The organism is Mycolicibacterium nivoides (assembly GCF_003855255.1).
Lineage (GTDB): Bacteria > Actinomycetota > Actinomycetes > Mycobacteriales > Mycobacteriaceae > Mycobacterium > Mycobacterium nivoides.
In genome coordinates this window covers 4186635-4204202 of the sequence record NZ_CP034072.1, presented here as the reverse complement: position 1 = coordinate 4204202, position 17568 = coordinate 4186635, and the positions used below count along the sequence as shown (strand labels likewise).

14 protein-coding genes are annotated in these 17568 nt (G+C 65.7%); 7 read left to right on the top strand and 7 right to left on the bottom strand.

Annotated elements, in window-relative coordinates; genetic code table 11:
• Positions 1-58: 58 nt before the first annotated feature.
• From EH231_RS20470 to EH231_RS33940, 6 genes are read left to right on the top strand one after another with little or no spacing between them, the layout of a single operon-like run.
• Positions 59-355, top strand: a complete 297-nt coding sequence (locus EH231_RS20470) for a hypothetical protein (protein WP_124713189.1) — start codon at positions 59-61, stop codon at positions 353-355.
• Positions 355-1521 (top strand): hypothetical protein, encoded by a 1167-nt coding sequence (locus EH231_RS20465; protein WP_124713188.1) that lies wholly within the window; start codon positions 355-357, stop codon positions 1519-1521. The genes EH231_RS20470 and EH231_RS20465 overlap by 1 nt, the downstream gene beginning before the upstream one ends.
• 24 nt (positions 1522-1545) lie before the next feature.
• Positions 1546-2499, top strand: coding sequence for a conjugal transfer protein (locus EH231_RS20460; RefSeq protein WP_124713187.1), 954 nt, complete (start codon positions 1546-1548; stop codon positions 2497-2499).
• Between the two features lie 56 nt (positions 2500-2555).
• Positions 2556-2885, top strand: coding sequence for a hypothetical protein (locus EH231_RS20455; protein ID WP_064884969.1), 330 nt, complete (start codon positions 2556-2558; stop codon positions 2883-2885).
• Entirely contained in the window at positions 2886-5882 is a 2997-nt protein-coding gene (locus EH231_RS20450) for an ATP-binding protein (RefSeq protein ID WP_124713186.1), read from the top strand. It abuts the gene before it with no gap.
• Positions 5879-8056, top strand: a complete 2178-nt coding sequence (locus tag EH231_RS33940) for a hypothetical protein (protein WP_164480962.1) — start codon at positions 5879-5881, stop codon at positions 8054-8056. Before EH231_RS20450 ends, EH231_RS33940 begins: the two co-directional genes overlap by 4 nt.
• Positions 8057-8364: 308 nt before the next feature.
• Here the strand turns inward: EH231_RS33940 and EH231_RS20440 are convergent, their stop codons facing one another.
• The 4 genes from EH231_RS20440 to EH231_RS20425 form a co-directional block, all read right to left on the bottom strand.
• On the bottom strand, positions 8365-11451 hold the full coding sequence (locus EH231_RS20440; RefSeq protein WP_003882619.1) for an MMPL/RND family transporter: 3087 nt from the start codon (positions 11449-11451) through the stop codon (positions 8365-8367).
• A 124-nt stretch (positions 11452-11575) separates the two neighbouring features.
• Positions 11576-12001 carry a DUF6188 family protein gene (locus tag EH231_RS20435; RefSeq protein ID WP_003882618.1) on the bottom strand — a complete coding sequence of 142 codons (426 nt, stop codon included), beginning with the start codon at positions 11999-12001 and terminating at the stop codon, positions 11576-11578.
• 73 nt (positions 12002-12074) lie between these two features.
• Positions 12075-12635, bottom strand: a complete 561-nt coding sequence (locus EH231_RS20430) for a TetR/AcrR family transcriptional regulator (RefSeq protein WP_079710224.1) — start codon at positions 12633-12635, stop codon at positions 12075-12077.
• Positions 12636-12694: 59 nt separating this feature from the next.
• Entirely contained in the window at positions 12695-13207 is a 513-nt protein-coding gene (locus EH231_RS20425) for a PaaI family thioesterase (RefSeq protein ID WP_003882616.1), read from the bottom strand.
• 143 nt (positions 13208-13350) lie between these two features.
• Between EH231_RS20425 and EH231_RS20420 the strand changes: the two genes are divergently transcribed.
• Complete coding sequence (locus EH231_RS20420) at positions 13351-14010, top strand: TetR/AcrR family transcriptional regulator (RefSeq protein WP_003882615.1); 660 nt, start codon at positions 13351-13353, stop codon at positions 14008-14010.
• Here EH231_RS20420 and EH231_RS20415 read toward each other — a convergent pair.
• The 3 genes from EH231_RS20415 to EH231_RS20405 are packed head-to-tail and all read right to left on the bottom strand — an operon-like array spanning position 14007 to position 17564.
• Positions 14007-14417, bottom strand: coding sequence for a DUF6262 family protein (locus tag EH231_RS20415; protein ID WP_003882614.1), 411 nt, complete (start codon positions 14415-14417; stop codon positions 14007-14009). The two genes, EH231_RS20420 and EH231_RS20415, sit on opposite strands and share 4 nt — an antisense overlap.
• Positions 14414-16645 carry a site-specific integrase gene (locus EH231_RS20410; protein WP_003882613.1) on the bottom strand — a complete coding sequence of 744 codons (2232 nt, stop codon included), beginning with the start codon at positions 16643-16645 and terminating at the stop codon, positions 14414-14416. Before EH231_RS20410 ends, EH231_RS20415 begins: the two co-directional genes overlap by 4 nt.
• A complete protein-coding gene (locus tag EH231_RS20405; RefSeq protein WP_164480961.1) occupies positions 16632-17564 on the bottom strand; it encodes a tyrosine-type recombinase/integrase in 933 nt (310 codons plus the stop codon). The genes EH231_RS20410 and EH231_RS20405 overlap by 14 nt, the downstream gene beginning before the upstream one ends.
• Between the last annotated feature and the right edge of the window lie 4 nt (positions 17565-17568).

The following is a 17568-nucleotide window of genomic DNA, read 5'->3' as shown; positions in this document are numbered from 1 at the left end:
CTATCGCAAAACTGTATTGCCACCCCTTAGCCTCAGCGTGAACTCACTAGGAGAACCCATGCGAACGATTCTCGGCGTCGCGATCGGCACCATCGCGTTCTGGTTGGCAATGCTGGCCACCGCCGTCGCCTACATCCTCGAACACAGCTTTGCTATCGGCGTGGCAACCGCACTCGTGATTACAGCGATCCTCGCCAACCGGCTGCTCGATCGGCGCCGCCAGCGCCCCGGTGCTAGGCCGCCGCAGCCCTCGTTGTCGCCGGCCCCGCGCCGCCGCAGGCCGGCCGCCGCCACGCTGGGCCGCCTGGCCAGCACTCACCGCGCACCAACCGCTCACACGCGAAAGGTCGTCTGATGACCCACCCCGACAACGCCACGCACGACGGACCGGCATGGTCGGCAACCCAGGAGTGGCTTGCCGACCTCGACAGAGATCCCGATGACACCGAGTACGGCACCGAATCTGACTACAACCCAGAGGATTACGAACCCAGCGACGAGCCGGACTATGACGATCCCGACGACGACAGCTCCGCTGCGGCACCCGACCCCGACGACATCGACGACTACGAGCTCGCCCCACCCGCCAGCGTCGACAATGACAGCGATAACGAAGTCGTGGCGATCGTCGACGACACCGACATCTACGACACGGGCAACGACGACGTCGCGTCTGGCACTGCCGAAACCGCAGACGCCCCGGCGCCAGCGCCTCGTTTCAACAAACCGCTCGCCATCGGATTCGTCGCATTCGTGGCCGTCACCACGATCGCCGTGACCAGTGTCCTGCTCGGCATGAAGAACGGCCCCGAGACCGAGGGTGAGCAGTCCGAGGCGGTCACGAGAATCACCGCCGCACCGGCAGAACCGCCGCCGCCCCCGCCAGGTGCCACCGGAGGCCCCTCAGGCATCCCGTTCACCGCGAGCGCACCCGGATGCCTACCCGGATCCACCGCGGCCCAAGCCGTCGCCAGCGGTGACCCCACCCAAGCCTGGGTCTGCGTGCGCGGCGGCGTCGACGGCCAGGTTCTCACCATCGAGCTCGGCCGAACCATGGCAGTCACCGCCATCCGCATAACCCCCGGGTGGGTGGGCCCGGACGCATCCGGAGCCGACCAGTGGCTCCAACACCGCGTCGTGACCCGCGTGTCATGGATCCTGACCGACCACGGCAACAAGCCGACAGTCGTTCCTCAGCACACCGGAAACGTCCACGGCGAAGCACCACAGCCGATGCCCGGACAAGGCGTGTTGGCCTCCACGATCACCATGATCGTCCAGGAAACCTCACGGCCCCCAACCGACGCTCCACCGCCCGACCAGGGCCCCGCAGCGCCCGGCCCGGGCGGACTGCTCGACGACGTTCTCGGGGCTCCGCTCGGTACGCCGCCGGAGTCCTCGACCGCCCCGCTTCCCGGCTTCCCGGGAATGCCGGGAGGCCCGACCGAAACCGACCCAGTCGACAACACATTCGCCGTGTCCTCGATCACCGTCGAAGGCCACCAACCCATCCCCTCCTAACCATCAAGGAAGGCGGCACAACCAATGCCCACCAAGACCTGGCAACGTCGCATCGACACCACCGGCGGCTGGATTGGCCTCGCGTTCCTCGTCGTGGCGGTCGCGTCCTGCTCCATCGTTGCGATCTCCACGATCTGGGGATGGATCTTCAACGAGCCCACCGACGTGGACGGCCCAGCCCGCAAGCAAATCAACCGCACCGAACTGGTCGGCAATTTCGCACTGCAATGTGTCGAGAAGGCCCTGACCGTCACCGCCGATCAGCGCGCATTGCTTCAAACGTGCTGGGCCAACCAGGATCAGCAGCAGCCCCTGCCGAAAAACCCCGGCGCCGTGATCAGCTCGACCGGTGTCGCCGCGGTCACCCTCGAGGACGACCTCGGCTACGCCCAACAATGGAGTGTCATCGTCTCGGTGTCCGAGCGGCCCTACGTCGCCGCGCCGGCCACCGAACAGTGCTACCGCATCCCTGTCCTCTACAGCAGCTACGGCCTGCAGGCCACCAGCCGACCAGGCAAAGCCGACTGCGCCGGCGCCGGAGCGACCCTGCCCCTGGGTTACCCGACCACGTTGTCACCCAAGTCACCGGTATTCCAAACGCTGACAGGCTTTTTTGAGAGCTACCTGACCAACGCTGGCGGACTGGACCGCTACATCACCGACAAGTCAGGGCTCGTCGCCGTCCCCGACTATCTGTCCGAGAGCGATGCCAAAGGCCGCGGTCCTCGCGTCAAAAAACTGCAATCAACCCGTGCGGTCCCCGACGACGCCATGCCGGCCGAAGGCACCACCATCCATGTGTTCGCCACAGTCGACTCCGTCACCCGGCAGTACTCGCCGCGGCGCGAGGACTACGCCCTCAGCCTCACCGTCATCAACGGTCGCTGGATGGTCGCCGGCATCGACTATGCCCCGCAACTGGCCACCGACGCCGAACTCACACCCGTCGTCCCCGCGCCGACAACTGGAAAGCCGTGATGCCAAACGCATCCGATCGATCAACCCGCACCAAATAACCCGCGAAAGGAAACCCAATGCTCCCCACGACCGGCCATCTCACGGCCCTCACCGCAAACGCCCTCTCTGAACCGGGCACCACCACAACCATTCTCGCAGCCACCGATCTGACGTCAGGGTCACGATCGCTCTACACCATCCTCATCGGCGTCTTCGTCATTCTCATCTTGATCGGCGGCGGCGCCCGTGCCACCGCGGCATTCTTCGGCGGCCGCAAAGGCGAAACAATCTTGTGGGCACTGCTGTCGGTCATCGTCGCAGTCATCGTGGGATCGGGCTACGCGATCTACGTGTCCACGAAGAAGACCGTCGACCAAAGCGGCATCACCACAGGACAGTTCGGCTAAATGGCTGTCGAATCCGCACAGGTGTTCAAAGGGGTGCACGACACCCCCACCTACACCGATCTGCTGTTCAACAAGTCACTACGCATCGGGGTGGCGGTTCCGCTCGCACTCGGCGGGACCGTCACCGTCGCGCTGCCGTTGCTGTTCCTCGATTCCGGACACGCACAAACCCTGTTCTTCGTTCCCCTGTTTCTGACGCTCATCGCCGCCGGGATTGGCGCCATGATCCCGTACGGGAAACCCAGCCTCGGATTTCGGATCCGCAGCATCTGGCGGGCGATACGACCGAAGAACGAATCCAGCCGAGACAGCATGATCCTGGCCCCGCCCGACGACGTCATCGGCCACCTGGAATTCACGAAGCACGGCGTGTACGCCAACTACCTCGTGTCCGGGCTGCGCTACTACCTGCAGCCGACCAAACACCGCCTCGGCGCCGCCGAACGGCACCGCAATCTGGCCCGCGAAGTCCCTGCAGGCGCATGGATCTACAGCATGTCGGTACCGCAAAGCCAGCGCCAACTGCTGCGCGCGATGCTGCACGGTCACCGCGACAAGCCCGAATGGATCGCCACCTGCCAAGGACTTGCCGGCCAACTCGGGCAGAAGAACCCCCGGACCCGCCTGTACTGGCTGCGATTTCCCGTCGACGCCGGCCGAGAGGGCCACACCCCCCTGGGGCAGGCCACCAAACTCAAAGACTGGCTGGCCGGACGCGACAGGGACTCCGACGAGTCCCTTGCCGCCTACCGCACCCTCGCCCACGACATCGTCACCTCGCTGCCGGAAGACTTCTCACCGGTGCCGGTGACCGAGGACATGGTCGACTGGTTTTGGCGGCGCACCGCCTGGCGCGGCACCTTCACCAACCCGCTCCCCCGACGCCGCCAAGGGACCGCTCGACAAGCACCCCGCAACTTCCCCGTGGCCGAGTTCGACGACGGCGACCAACTACACAACTCCGGCCGCAAACTGCCCATGCTGCCCGCAGCCGGCGTGATGGCCGCCCTGACTGTCCTCACCGCGGTGTTTGTCATCGTTGCCCCCGCAATACTGTTCGGCCTCACCACAGCCGGCCTCGTCGCCCTGTGGTGTGCCGGTGTGCGGCGGGTGCCGTCCTGGAAAAAAGTGCTGCGCGTCAGCAGCCCCGACGGCCTCTACCCCGACAGCTATCAAGCCATCCTGCCGGTCACCGATATGCCCAAGGCCGGTATCCGATTTCCAGGGTCGGAGTTCCTCGACGCACTCGATGACCTCAACACCGGCGCCGAATTCGACTTCGCCATCAACCTCGTCGCCCACAACCGGGAACTGGAATTCGTGCGCAACGACCGGGCCAAGGAAAACCTCGACGACCAGTTCAAGCAACGGCACGACGCCCGCGACGGGGACCGAGAACTACGCGACACCGGTCGCCAGCTCGCCGAGTACAACCGCCTACTCGCCTCCAACAGTGACGAACGTCCGATGGAGACCGCCTTCGTCATCGCGGTCGGGGCCAAAGACCCCGCAACCCTCGACCACAGCGTGAAACGCCTCAAAGAACAGCTCGCATCCTCCGGTCAGGTCTCCGTACGCCACCACCGCGGCGCCCAGGCCAAACTCTGGGCCGCATTCAACTCCGGTGTCCCCACCCACAAGAGTGCCGTCGAGCAGTTCAGCTACCGCACGACGGCACTAAAGTGGTCCCGGTTCGTTCCAATCACCTCATCGCAGGTCGGCAACACCAACGGAACACTGTTGGGCTTCAACACGTCCAACGCACTCAACAGCGCCGTCCTGATCGACCTGCCCGGCACCGCACGGCGTAACCACAACCCCTGCCTCGTCTGCAGCGGCGCACCCGGATACGGCAAGTCCTATGCCTCCAAACGCATCGCCCGCGGCGAATACCAGCGCGGCGCCCAACTGTTCATCGTCGACCCCGGCATCGAATGGGCCAAGGCATTCGCCGACGTCCCCACCGACCGCAAGGCCGTGATCGATATGGCCGGCAACAACTTCGGCTGCGACCCGCTACGGATCTTCCCCGAACGCGTCGCAGGCGGCTACTGGCTCGACTACATGATCCCGATGATGGGCCTGGACTCACGCAGCGTCGCCGTGCAACGACTGCGCACCATCCTCACCGCGCGCGCCCGCCGACAACTCAAGATCCCCAGCACGGCGGCGCTCATGGCCTACATCGCCAGCATCCAAGCACCGATCGACCAACCCGACACACGGTCCGAGCAGGTCACCAGGCTTGCCGAGGATCTCTACCCGATCCTGGTTGCCCTGCAGTCCTGGTCAACATACGACTTTACCCGCGCCATCTTCGACGACACCCTGCCCATCCCCGACCTGGCCAACCTCGACCTGACGATCTGGCTCACCGAAAGCCTCGACCTGCCCGACGCCGAGGAAATGAGCACACCCCACCTGTACAACGACCTCAGCGACCGCAAGAAGGCCTCCGTCGCCATCTACGGCATGCTCGTCCGGCTCGCCCGAACCACCTTCTTCGCCAACAAGTCCCGATTCGGCCTCATCATCCTCGAAGAAGCCGGAGGCCTGCTCAACTCCCGCGCCGGCGCCGCCGACGCACACCTCATCAGCCGCCGCGCTCGCAAGCACTACACCGGGTTGCTGATCATCACCCAGGATCCGGTAGCCGACCTCACCCTGATGGGCGACAAGTTCATCACCCAACAACTCATCGTCCCGTTCGAAAACGAGGAACTGGCAAAAGAAGTCGCGCGTAAAGCCGGACTGCGCGCTGCCGACTACGACGACCTTGAAGAGTACTTCCTTGCCGACCCGGATCCCGAAGACATGCGTGAACCGACCGACTTCGACGACGACGAGGGCACCGGTCGACCCAATCGCGGCTCTCGGATCGGCAAGGCCTTCTTCATCGACGAATTCCGCCGACCGGCCCCCATCGTCGTGGCCCACGAACCCGACGCGCGCATCCACGACGCCTACGACACCACGCCAGGTCAGGAGGCAGCATGAGCACGCTCACCAAAACGGAAAAGGTCCATCCTGCCGAGCGGTTCGGGTACTTCATGGCCACGCACCCGAGAATCCGGCGCGTCAGCGTCTTCTGGTCAGTCGGCCACGTTCTCGCACTCTGGTCGGTCGTCGCCGCACCACCGGCGTTCGCCTCAACCATGGCCGGCGTTTTGAACTGGACTGGTATCAAGGACAGCTACGGCGTTCCCCTCGGCAGCTACTACCTGTCAGTGGTCTCGGCCGGAGAAGCGATCACAGAAGCCGGCCCCGATCTGTCCATCAACCCGGCCAGCTGGGCGCGGTGGCTCGGCAACGCGATCATCACCGGTGTCAGCCATGACACCGTCGTCAGCTGGCTGCAAGCACAAGTGTCGATTTACGTCTTCATGATCACCGTCGCGTTGTGGCTGCTGCGGTTCGCCATGTCATCAACCTGGCTGTACTGGCTGGCCACCTGGTTCCGACCCCTGTTCGAGATGCTGCGCACTCTGCTGATCGACCTGTGGGTATTCCCGATTTGCCTCCTCCTGGCCCTCGGCTACGGCGCCTATCAGATGGTGTGGCACGGCCGACGCGGCCTCGGATGGAGCATCATGCTCAGTAGCCTGGCGATCGGCGTGATCGCCATGATCCTCGTGTTCCAAGGCGATCCCCTCGGCGAGCTGTCCGGGGATCACGGACTGCTGTTTCAAGCCCGCACACTGGCTTTCACAGCCGCCCAGGGAGCCGTCAACAACGGCTCCCTCGTGCCTGGCGGAGACAATGCGGCCAACTTGGACCAACTGACCGGCGTGACCGCGACGGCCGTCCTGCGCCATCCGCTGCAGATTCAGAACTTCGGCATGGTCGTCGACGACGTGGGCACCTGCGCCAGCGCCTACTCCAATGCACTGATGGCTGGGGACAGGCGAACGCTGCCGACACCAGTCGGAATGCCCGGATCGCCGGCGTCGGCCGCGACCGACGTCCTGCCGTTCCTGGGCGGTGGAGACCATTCCGGCCCCGCCCACGCGATGGCCAAATGCGGAGCACCCCAGGCGCTCGCACACGCCCAACAACTCGACTTCGGCAGCTTCGCTGTCGGCGTCGGGTTCTGCATCCTCGGTCTGCTCTTCACATTCTTCATCTGCTATGTGACGTACAGCTACGTGATGGTCTGCGGCGCAGCGTTTCTCAATTGCATACTTGCGCTCTTCGGCGCGGGGCCCGCAATGATCGATGGCAAGCCGCGCGAGCGTGGAAAGCGCCGCATCAAGGAATTCTTCAAGCACGCGTTCCTCGTCTTCGCCTACGTCGTGTACATCTCATTCACCGCAGTCATCATCCTGAAAACCGTTGCGCCGGGCGGATATGCGTCACAGGTCGGCATGACCCACCCCGTTGCGCAGCTCGTGATGATCGCGATCATGTCGGCGGTGGCCATCGGTCTGTTCTGGTGGATGAAGAAGGAACTCAACGACCACACCCGCCAAGACCTCGTGCACGCGGTGCACCAAGTCATCGACACTGCCCGTGCGGGATACGACAAGGGCCAGGCAGCCGTCGACAAAGGCATGTCCGCCACCCAACGCGGCAGAGACTGGCTGATGGACAAAGGAGCAGCCGGCGGCGGTGGGAGCGACGACGCGGACGATCAACCACTCACTGGGCAGCCCGTCCAAGGACGTTCCAGCGTCAACAAGCCCTCATCGACAAGCGCTGGAGGCGGCGGTGCTGGTGGGTTGACTGAATCGCTACCTGTACCTAGCGGTGGAGGTGGCGGTGCCCTGCCGGCGGCGGGCGAGGGTGCCGCAGGTGGTGCAGCGGCCGGTGCCGGCGGTTCGGCGGCCGGCGGTGCAGCAGCTGTGGTCGCTCCAGAAGTTGTAGCGGGTCTCGCGGTAGCCGAGAAGGTGCAGGGTGGCCGCAAACAACACTCCGCGCCCCGTGGCAACGGCAACGGGAGGCCTTCGCCTGACGCTCCCCCGGTCATCGATGCCAACGGTCCCCAACATTCCTGGGTGCCAGGAGATTACGGCTCCCAGGCTCCGGCCGACGGCCGCACCAATCAGCCGGCGAATAGTCAACAACGAACGCTGCCACCTCCACCGCCGCCGCAGCAGCAGCCCATATTCGACACCGACACCAACGACTACTGGAATGAGCCACCAGCACCCGGCAGAGGCCAGCAGCGCTGACCTTTTGTGGTCAGTTTGTCGGGTTCGTGGCCCCAGTGTCGGTCTCTTCCCTGGCAGGCCCAGGTGATGGCCACCCCAGATCGGCCACCATCTGGGCCACATTGCCTCGATAGACGTCGTTATCTGTAGGTCGGTTGCGGGTGTCCTCGACTGTCGCTGACGGTGATCGGGATGGTGTTTGCGACCGTGGGCGACATGCTTATCTGTAGTGCTGTACTCGATGATCTGCGCTCTGCGGGGCGGGTTTTGGCGGATCGGTGTGAATCGGGAATGCCGCGTGTGACTGTGGTTGAAATTTCTTAGCGCTGTCAGGTTGTGGCGGTGGCTGGTTGTGGTGTTGGTGTGGGGTGTGTTGTGGGTGTGGTGGGGCGTTGTGGCCACCAGCTGGCTTGGCGGAGCAGGGTGGCGATGGCTGGGACGGTGAGGGTGCGTACGAGGAAGGTGTCCAGCAGTAGTCCGCAGCCGATGATGAGTCCGGTTTGGATCATGATGGCTACCGATCCGATCATCAGGCCGAACATGCTGGCTGCGAAGATGAGGCCGGCGGAGGTGATGACTGAGCCGGTGGTGGCTACGGTGCGCAGCACGCCGACGCGGATGTTGTGGGTGGATTCTTCGCGGAGTCGGGATACGAGCAGCATGTTGTAGTCGGCGCCGACGGCGACGAGGATGATGAACGCTAGTAGTGGTACGGGCCAAGCGATTTGGTGGCCGAGGATCCATTGGAAGACGATGACTCCGATACCGAGTGAGGCCAGGTAGTTCAGCACGACGGTGCCCAGCAGATATAGCGGGGCGATCAGGGCGCGTAGCAGGGCGATGAGGATGAGTCCGACAATGACCAGGGTGGCGATGGCCAGTTGGGTGAAGTCGGATGAGAGCAGGCGTTGGATGTCGGAGTTGACGGCGGGGAATCCGGCGACCGAGACGGTGGCGTGGTCCAGGGAGGTGTTGGGGCGTGCGGTGTTGGCGACGTCGGTGATCTGGCGGGCCAGGTTCATCGCCTCGCCGCTGTAGGGGTCGGTGTTGGTGTCGATGGCGAAGCGGGCGGTTTTGCCGTCGGGTGAGAGGAAGTGTTTGGCGACGTCGGCGAATTGGCGGTTGTCGAAGGCTTCGGGGGGCAGGTAGAAGCCGGTGGCGGCATCGGATCCGGCGGTGGCGCGGGCGGAGTTTTGCAGTTGGGCCGCGATTTGACTCATCCCGGACAGCATTTGGATGTTGCTGTCGGCCAGGGTGTGCACGCCGGTGGCCAGGGCGCGTGCGCCGGAGGCCAGTTGGCTGATGCCGTGTTGGAGTCGGCCGATGTTGGCGGTCAGGTTTTCGGGGTTGCCGAGGGTTTTGAAGGCGTTGTTCATGGTGGCCACGGTGTGTTGCACTTCGGTGAGGGTGCCGGTGACGGTGGCGTTGGTGGCCGGGTTGTACTGGTCGCCCAGGGTGGCGAGTTGGGTGAAGAATCCGTTGTCGCGCAGGGTGGTCAGGATACTGACCTGGTCGCGGATCTGGGTGCATTGCGGGGTGGTGATACACCACGGTGAGGTGTTGAGTGCGGTGACGAGCGGGTCGAGGGCGGCGATGGCGGTCTGGGCGCGTTCGGCCAGGGGTCGGATGCCGGGGCCGGCTTGGATGGCGGTGTCGACCTCGGGTGCGGTGGCTGAGAGTTGTTGCAGCAGCGGGCCGAAGCGCTGCATGTTCTCACCGGCGGCGCCGGCTTGGGTGAGTACACCGCCCAGGGGGGTGAGCGCGGTGCGCACGGTGGTGTCGAGTTGGGCCAGGCCGTCGGCGAGTTGGTCGGCGCCGTGGGTGAGCTTGTCCAGGTCGGTGCGCCGGTCGTTGCCCTGGGCGACCGAGTCGGCCATCTTGTCGCCGATTTGTCCGTTCTGCCAGGACAGTTGGGCTTGGTCGAGGCGTTGCCCGGCCGGTCGGGTGATCCCGGAAACACGTGTCACGGCCGGGATTTGGGCGATGCGTGAGGCCATCTCGTCGAGGTCGGCCAGGCCTTTGCCGGTGCGCATGTCGGTCGGGTTTTCCACGACGAGGAATTCGGTGATGACGACGTCTTTGGGGAAATGGCGGTCCAGCAGCTGATAGCCCTGGTTGCTGGCGGTGGTGGGGGGTTGTCCTTGGCGGTCGTCGTAGCTGATGGTCATGGTCGCCGCGGCCGCTGACAGTGCCACCAGGATGGTCAGGCTGATGACCAGCAGCGGCACCGGGCGACGCACCACGGCCACGGCCACGCTGTTCCAGTAGCGGCGGGTGCGGTCGGGTTTGGGTTCGCCGATGCCGCGGGTGGCCGCCAGCGCCAGCACCGGCGGCAGCAGGGTCACGGTGGCGGCGAATCCGACTGCCACGGCGACCGCGCAGGCCGGACCGAGGCCGGCGAACACACTCAAGGTGGCGAACACCATGGCCAGAAAGGCCAGGGCCACGGTGCCCGCCGAGGCCAGGATGACTCGGCCGATGCTGGCGGTGGCCGCGATGACCGCCTGCTCGGCGGGCACCTGGGCGCGGCGTTGTTCGTGGTAGCGGCTGATCAGAAACACGGTGTAGTCGGTGCCGGCGCCGAGCAGGATCGCGGTCATGAACGCCACGGTGAACTGCGAGACCGGCATGCCGATTTCCCCCAGGGCAGAGAGCACCCCACGCCCGACGGCCAGGCTGATCCCGATCACCAGCAGCGGCAGCAGCGCGGTGAACACCGACCGGTACACGATCAGCAGGATCAGCGCGATCAGCCCGGCGGTGGCGATCGAAATGAACACCAGGTCGTGCTCGGCTGAGGCGATCTGATCGGCGAACGTGGCCGGTGGCCCTGTCACATAGGCCGTGGTGGACGTGTTGGCGAATGCCGTGTCGGTGAGATCGCGCACGGCTTGCACGGATTCGGCCGCGGTGGGATCACCGAGCGTGCCGGCCACCCCGACCGGCAGATACCAGGCCTTGCCGTCACCGCTGACCGCCTGGGTTCTGGTGACCGGGTCGGCCAGCAGATCCTGGACCAGCAGGACATGGTCGTGATCGGCGCGCAACCGCCCCACCAGATCCTGATAGCGCAGCTGATTATCGGGGGTCAGACCGGCCGGGTCTTGCATCGCGACGAACAGCATCGTCTTGGAGCCCTGCTCACCGAACGCCTCACTCATGCGGTCCACGGTCTGAAACGAGGGCACATCACGCGGGATCAGATCGACCGACTGTTGGCGCACCACCGTCTCCAGCTGCGGGAACAGCAGCGCCAGCACCACCGCGGCCGCGATCCATCCACCGATCACCAATGCCTTGTGGCCCACCGTGAACGCCGCGAGCCGACCCAACCGGGCGCTGTATTCCGAAGATCCGGACAGATCGACGCCGCGCCGGCCACGGGAAGGCCCAGCATCTCCGGTTCGATCGCCCATCCCCACGCCTCCCAAGAAACGAAACTATCGGTATCGCTACGATACTAATAGTCCCACACGAGGATCGGAAGGGCCGCGCCGACCTTTCGGGCCATGGTTGCGGCTGGGCGCGGTGGGGGGTGAATTAACTTGCGGTGTCCTCAGATTCGTCGTCGGGCAGGTCGTGGCGCACCACCCGCACCCGCCCGCGGGGCAGGCATGCCATGTAGCCGTGGCGTTTGCCGTAGAGCTCCCAGGAGGTCGCGGCCTCCTGGGGGGCGACATCGATGCGATGCCCGCGGGAAAAACCCAGGTGCAACCCGCCGCCCTCGTCGCACCACGCCCCCGTGCACACCGCGCCGGCCAGGTCCAGCAACGGACGCTGCTGGACCGAGACGTTGCCCGGGTCGATGAGGACCTGCTCTTCGGGATAAGACGATCCGATCGGCGGCAGGGTCAGCCGGATCGGGGTGGCGATCACCAATTCGTTGTAATCGTCGAGGTCGAGCACCAATCCGTCGCGCAACGAGACACGCTGAACGGTGCACCGCTCGATCCAGGGGGTATGCATGCCCGGCTCCCTTCGACACGTCGTTGTGTCGCTTTATGGTACTGGGAGTAGCGCAGCGATACTACTAGTATCGCTAAGTGGTGGTGTGGGTGCCGTGCACCAGCTGTCGGGTTGTGCGGTCGATGCGTTCGCGGGCCAGGTCCGCATCGATCCGGCCGCCGATGACGGCGATCAGGTTGGCCAGCCACACGTCGGCGATCAGGCTGGCCACGTCCCGGTCATGTGCGCTGGGTGTGGGCCCGCCCAGGGCGCGGGCCAGCATGTCCTCGATCACCGCGACAGCGTGCTCGATCGCGCTGGTGGCCTCGGTGTCGGCCACGACGAACGCACGCACCATCGCCTCGGTCAGGTGCGGGTTGGCCTGCCAGGCTGTGTGCAGGTGGGTGGTCAACCGCCCCAGCCGGGCCTGCGGCGCCAGTTCACCGGTACTCCAGACGAATTCGGTGTCGAGACGTTCGAATTCGCGGGCCAGCACCGTCACCAGCAGATGGCTTTTGGATCGGAAATGCCGATACAGCGAGCTGGCGGCAATGCCGGCCTGCGCGGCCACCGCACGCATCTGCACACCGTCAAAACCGTGTGCTGAGGCCACCGTCCACGCGGCATCCAGGATCGCCTCGCGACGCGCCCACACCGAGGCCGCCGGCCGGCGCGGGCGCCGCACCCGGTCCCGGGGTGCGGCGGTGGGCGCGCTCACCGCGACCCCGCGTCGGGGCCGGCGCCACCGTAGCGGGCCAGCTCGGCGAACAACTCCCCGAAACCGCTGATGTCACCGTGGGCGGCGAAATGGGCCGCATCCACCGTGATGAACACCGCCGAGGCGGTGAACCGGGTGACACCGTCCACGCCGACCCCCACCCCGTCCACATGCAACGCCCGGCCCTCGCGGGTGGCGATCCGCGCGGTCAGCCGATGCGTACATCCCAACGGCACCGGCTGCAGATAGTCCACCGTCAAACGGCGCGTCACCGCCGGGGTGGCCGCGATCCACAACGAAAACCCCAGCACGTCATCACAGGCCGCGGCGATCGCGCCACCGTGTGCGAGCCCCGGCGCACCGATATGACGCTCATCGAACACCAGATCAGCGAACACCTCATCGCCGCACCGAAACACCTCCAGCTGCAAACCGTGCGGATTGTCCGGCCCGCAGCCCATGCAGGTCGGCGTGTGTGACGGCAACCGCTGCGGCTGATCAGCACCCATCACGGCCTCCTCACACCCGGGCAGCCCCGCCACCGCGTCCCGACCCGGGACCGCCGGTACTAGCAGTTTCGCTGCGCTACTATCGGTACCATAACCGGGAGAGCGGGGGCAACGCACCGGCGATCGGAACACCAGGAGGTCAGGTGGGGACAGAACCCGCGGCGGCACCCGACGACGAGGACGACGTCGACCCGCGCCGCACCCGATCGCGCACCCGACTGCTCGACGCCGCGGCCAACCTGCTCAAAACCGGTGGGATCGAAGCCGTCACCATCGACGCGGTCACTAAAGCCTCCAAGGTCGCCCGCACCACCCTCTACCGCCACTTCAACAGTTCCTCACAACTGCTCGCGGCCACCTTCGAACGCCTTCTGCCCCAAGTCATCCCGCCCGCCCCGACCAGCGGCACCCTGCGTGAGCGGCTCATCGAACTGCTCTCGCGCCAAGCCGACCTGTTCGCCGAAGCGCCGCTGCACGTCACCACCTTGGCCTGGGCCGCGTTGGGCCCCACCGAAACGCACGACAGCGACAGCGATACCGGCCAACACGCCACCGCCAGCATGCTGCGCACCCGGGTGATCGAGCAGTACCGGCGGCCTTTCGACGAAATCCTGCACAGCCCCGAAACCTTCGACCAACTCGGCGAACTCGACATCGAACTGGCACTGTGCCAACTGGTCGGCCCCCTGGTCTTCGCCAGAATGACCGGCCTACGCGCCATCGGCCACCACGACTGCACCCGCATCGTCGACGACTTCATCACCGCGCAAACCACGCAGCGACCCGCACAACCAGCCAGCTAGGAGTTGGTGTCCGGGTGGGGTTTGCCGGCCAGTTGCCCGTGCAGGGTCGCGATGATGTGGTCGCGTTCGCGCAGTTGGGCTTTCAGGTCGGCGATCTGGGCGTCTCGTGCCTTCAGGCGGGTCCGTAGCGCGGTGATGATGCTGCTCTCGGTGTCGGTAGCCGGTGGTGGCGGTGGATCGGGGGCGGCGGCCAGCGGCTGGGTGGTGCGGATCTGTTCTCGCAGTTGGGGGCGGCGGTGGATGACGCTGCGTGACACTCCGGCGTGGCGGGCCAGGCTGCTGACGTTGATGTCGAGGCCCTGCTTGCGCATCTTCTTCAGGGCCCGATCGATACGGGCCTCGACGTCGGCGCTGCGTTTGCGGGCGCTGGCCTCAAGGGCGGTGAGGGAGGCGGGGGTGACGGTCATGCGGGTGTGTGAGGATCGGCTTTGCGCAGTGCTGAATCGTGCGCACCGCGGGTGGCCACAGGTTGCAGCGGGATGCGGTTGGCCGTCCCGGCCCCGGCGATCGCCTCCTGATGGGTGCGTTGATCTGCGGTCAGGCGGTCCAGGATGGCTTGCAGGGAATGCAATTCGCGCAGGCGTTGGGCGACCCATACGTTGTCATCGGTGAGTTCGCGGCCGGTGCGCTGGCGGTACTGCTGACGTCTGATCTCGACCAGCGCCGTGGTCTTGGCGTGCTGATCTTTGAGTTCGTCGAGGTGGGTGGCGTCGGTGGCGAAATGCCCGCACGACAGACAGGCGTTGCCCTTGTCGCAGGTTTTCAGTGGCGGCAGCAGGCACACCCCGTTGGGCAAGACCCGGTCGGTGCGCACTGAGAGCTGGGTCATGTCCAACATGTCAGACGGGCTGATTCCGATGTCGGTGCCGTGAGCGCCGATCTTCTTGTGTTTGAGGAACTCCGCTTCGGCGGTCGCGGCCAGTGTCGCGGCATAACGCATGGTCATCTCGGGGCTCTTGTGGCCCAGGTAGCGCTGGACGACGTGGATCGGCACGCCGTCGTTGAGCAGTTCGGTGGCCCGGGTGTGGCGCAGCCGATGCGTTTGGGTGAACCGCAACGGGTTTCCCGCAGCATCGCTGAGACCATGGATGGCATCGAGCTTGTCCAGGGAGGCCCGATACGTTGCATACGGGCGGGGCCGGCGCCCGGCCAGGTTTTGTTTGACCGCGATGAACAGGTATTTCGGGGTGAGGCTGGGGTGGGTGTCGGCGAGCCAGCGCTGTTGCTCGGCGATGACGTTGACCACGGCCTGCTCGACCAGGATGGTGGGGATGACCCCGTCGACTTTGGTCTGTTGGTAGCGCAGTTTGGCCACGAACACATCGGGGTCATCGGTGGCGGTGGGCCGCGCCGCGCCGGGGATCGCTTCGAGCGGGTGGTGATCGAGCATGAGAATTTCTGAGGCCCGCCGCCCAGTCAGTGCTTGCAGCAGCCAGATCCGGGCGGCCTGGGGGTCGCCGAGGCCTTTGATCAGCGACACGGTGCCATCGGGATGGGTCACCGACACCAGGGCGCCCCGTTGGGCGGCGAGCACGTCGAGGTAGGCCAGCATCTGCTGCAGTTCTCCAGTGGAGTACCAGGTCAATTCCCGGGTGCGGTGGGCGCGGCGGGTGCGAAACGCCGGCCCCCACAACCGGGTGTGCGCCGCGGACAGGTTCTCCCAACGCGCATCGCCGGTGGCTGCCGCGGCCTCGGGTGCATGGTCGAGCATGAACGTGTAGAAGCTCTGGATCTGAGATTGGCTGTCGCCGATCGCCGTGGCAGACAACGGCTTGTCAGGTCGGGCAGCCGCGGCTGGGGAGCGCAGGTATTCGTTGTAGGTAGTGAAAATCAGGCGTAGCTGCGCCGGGTCATCGGATAAGACGGGATCGGTGTAGCCACGCGCGATCACGAATTCACCGAAATGGCGCGCCATCTCGCGGGCACGATCGACTGCCGATGACCAGCGCAGCAACTCCGCATCCAGGCAGGTGCGCAGCCAAAACCGCACCCCTTCGCGCAGCCACGCTGGTTCGATCGCGCCGATGCGCACCGTCTTCTCGTGGCACGGTTCGTGTTCGCGTTGCGGGATCCGTGGATCGGCCCGCAGATCCCAGGTGTCATAGGCCCACCAGTCGATGGCGCTGGCCCGCACCGACACAAACAGGTGCAGATGCTCGATCAGGCCCACAATATTGCGGCGTGTGCCGCCGGCGGGCAGCCGCGCATTGCGCCGCTCGAACACCACGACCGCGTGGCGCACCATGTCGTTGACCGCCAGGTCGGTGATGCTCACCGGGTGGCGGCCGTGCGCACTGCGGTACTCGGCCGCGGCGGCGCTGATGGCCTGGGTGGCCCAGCGCAGCAGGGAATGCTCGATCTTGCGCAGCCCCTCGTGGTAGCACACCCACACCCACCAGGCGATCTCGTCGGCGAACCGCGCCGGTGTGGCCTGCGGGGTGAAGTCGTACACCCCAGCGGTCGCAGCGGGCGGCAGATCGTTCTTGCGGGACAGGAACACCCGATCTGCCGGGGGCAGATGCACCTGATAGGCCGGGCGGCGCCATTCGGCGGGTACCTGGGCCCACTGCGCCTGCCACGCCACCGCACCGAGGTCGCCTACCGGTGTGGTCAGGCGGCCCTCATTGCTGGCCATCGTGAAGTCCTTTCCATCCGGCGACATAGTTTTTCCACTCGGCCAGTGAACGCATCGCCGCGTCCTGGGTGACCCAGCCGTAGGTGGACAGAGTGGTCTGCACATCGGCGTGGCCCAGACGCCGCATCACCACATGCTCAGGCACCCCCGCCAGCAGCAACGCGGTGGCGTGAGTGTGGCGCAGCCAGTGCGGTGACCAATCCGGCGGCAGACTCCGATGCGCTGTGCGCAGCCCGCGCACCTTCTCGTAGATGTTCTCCTGGCGCATCGGCGAAAAACGCGGTCCCCGTTGCAGATTGACGAACACGAAATGATTCGACAGATCATCGACCACCTGGTCGGCGTTCATCGCGACCAACTGCCACACATACTCTGAATACAGTGCCTCCAGGTCATCACCGACATAGATCCGCCGCGGCCCGGTCTTGACCCGAGCACCATGGGGATGATCTTGGCGCTCCACAATGTCGATCCACGGGGTCGCACCGGCGCCGATATGAAAATCGTTGTGCCGCAGTGATAAGGCCTCGCCCAGACGCATTCCCGTTTCGGCCAGTACTGCGAAAAACAATCGGTTGCGCACCGCGGCGGCCCCGCCGGTCCAGTCCCCGTCGCGCTGCACCGAGCAGCCATCGAGGATCGTGGCCACCTGGGCAGGCGACAAGACAGGGGTAGCCGATCGCCGCGGGGTGCGCACCGGGTAGATCGGGTGCTCGCCGTCGCGGTGGGGCCCGACGTCGAGCATCGTGAACCACCGCGCCAACCCCGCGGCGTAGCCACGCACCGTGTGCGGGGACGCGCCCCCCTCACGCAGAAACCTCAGATACTCCGCAGCCGGGGCCACCGGCAGATGATCGGCGCCAACGACCGTGTAGGTGACAGGCTGGTCGGCAAAGATCACCCGCTGCACTCGCGCCACCGGC

Excerpts from the sequence above, each read along its gene's own strand:
- EH231_RS20435 (WP_003882618.1), bottom strand. The coding sequence starts at position 12,001 with ATGCATACCCCCTGGATCGAGCGGTGCACCGTTCAGCGTGTCTCGTTG.
- EH231_RS20440 (WP_003882619.1), bottom strand. The coding sequence starts at position 11,451 with ATGGGCGATCGAACCGGAGATGCTGGGCCTTCCCGTGGCCGGCGCGGC.
- EH231_RS33940 (WP_164480962.1), top strand. The coding sequence starts at position 5,879 with ATGAGCACGCTCACCAAAACGGAAAAGGTCCATCCTGCCGAGCGGTTC.
- EH231_RS20450 (WP_124713186.1), top strand. The coding sequence starts at position 2,886 with ATGGCTGTCGAATCCGCACAGGTGTTCAAAGGGGTGCACGACACCCCC.
- EH231_RS20415 (WP_003882614.1), bottom strand. The coding sequence starts at position 14,417 with ATGACCGTCACCCCCGCCTCCCTCACCGCCCTTGAGGCCAGCGCCCGC.
- EH231_RS20455 (WP_064884969.1), top strand. The coding sequence starts at position 2,556 with ATGCTCCCCACGACCGGCCATCTCACGGCCCTCACCGCAAACGCCCTC.
- EH231_RS20425 (WP_003882616.1), bottom strand. The coding sequence starts at position 13,207 with ATGGGTGCTGATCAGCCGCAGCGGTTGCCGTCACACACGCCGACCTGC.
- EH231_RS20465 (WP_124713188.1), top strand. The coding sequence starts at position 355 with ATGACCCACCCCGACAACGCCACGCACGACGGACCGGCATGGTCGGCA.
- EH231_RS20460 (WP_124713187.1), top strand. The coding sequence starts at position 1,546 with ATGCCCACCAAGACCTGGCAACGTCGCATCGACACCACCGGCGGCTGG.
- EH231_RS20470 (WP_124713189.1), top strand. The coding sequence starts at position 59 with ATGCGAACGATTCTCGGCGTCGCGATCGGCACCATCGCGTTCTGGTTG.
- EH231_RS20410 (WP_003882613.1), bottom strand. The coding sequence starts at position 16,645 with ATGGCCAGCAATGAGGGCCGCCTGACCACACCGGTAGGCGACCTCGGT.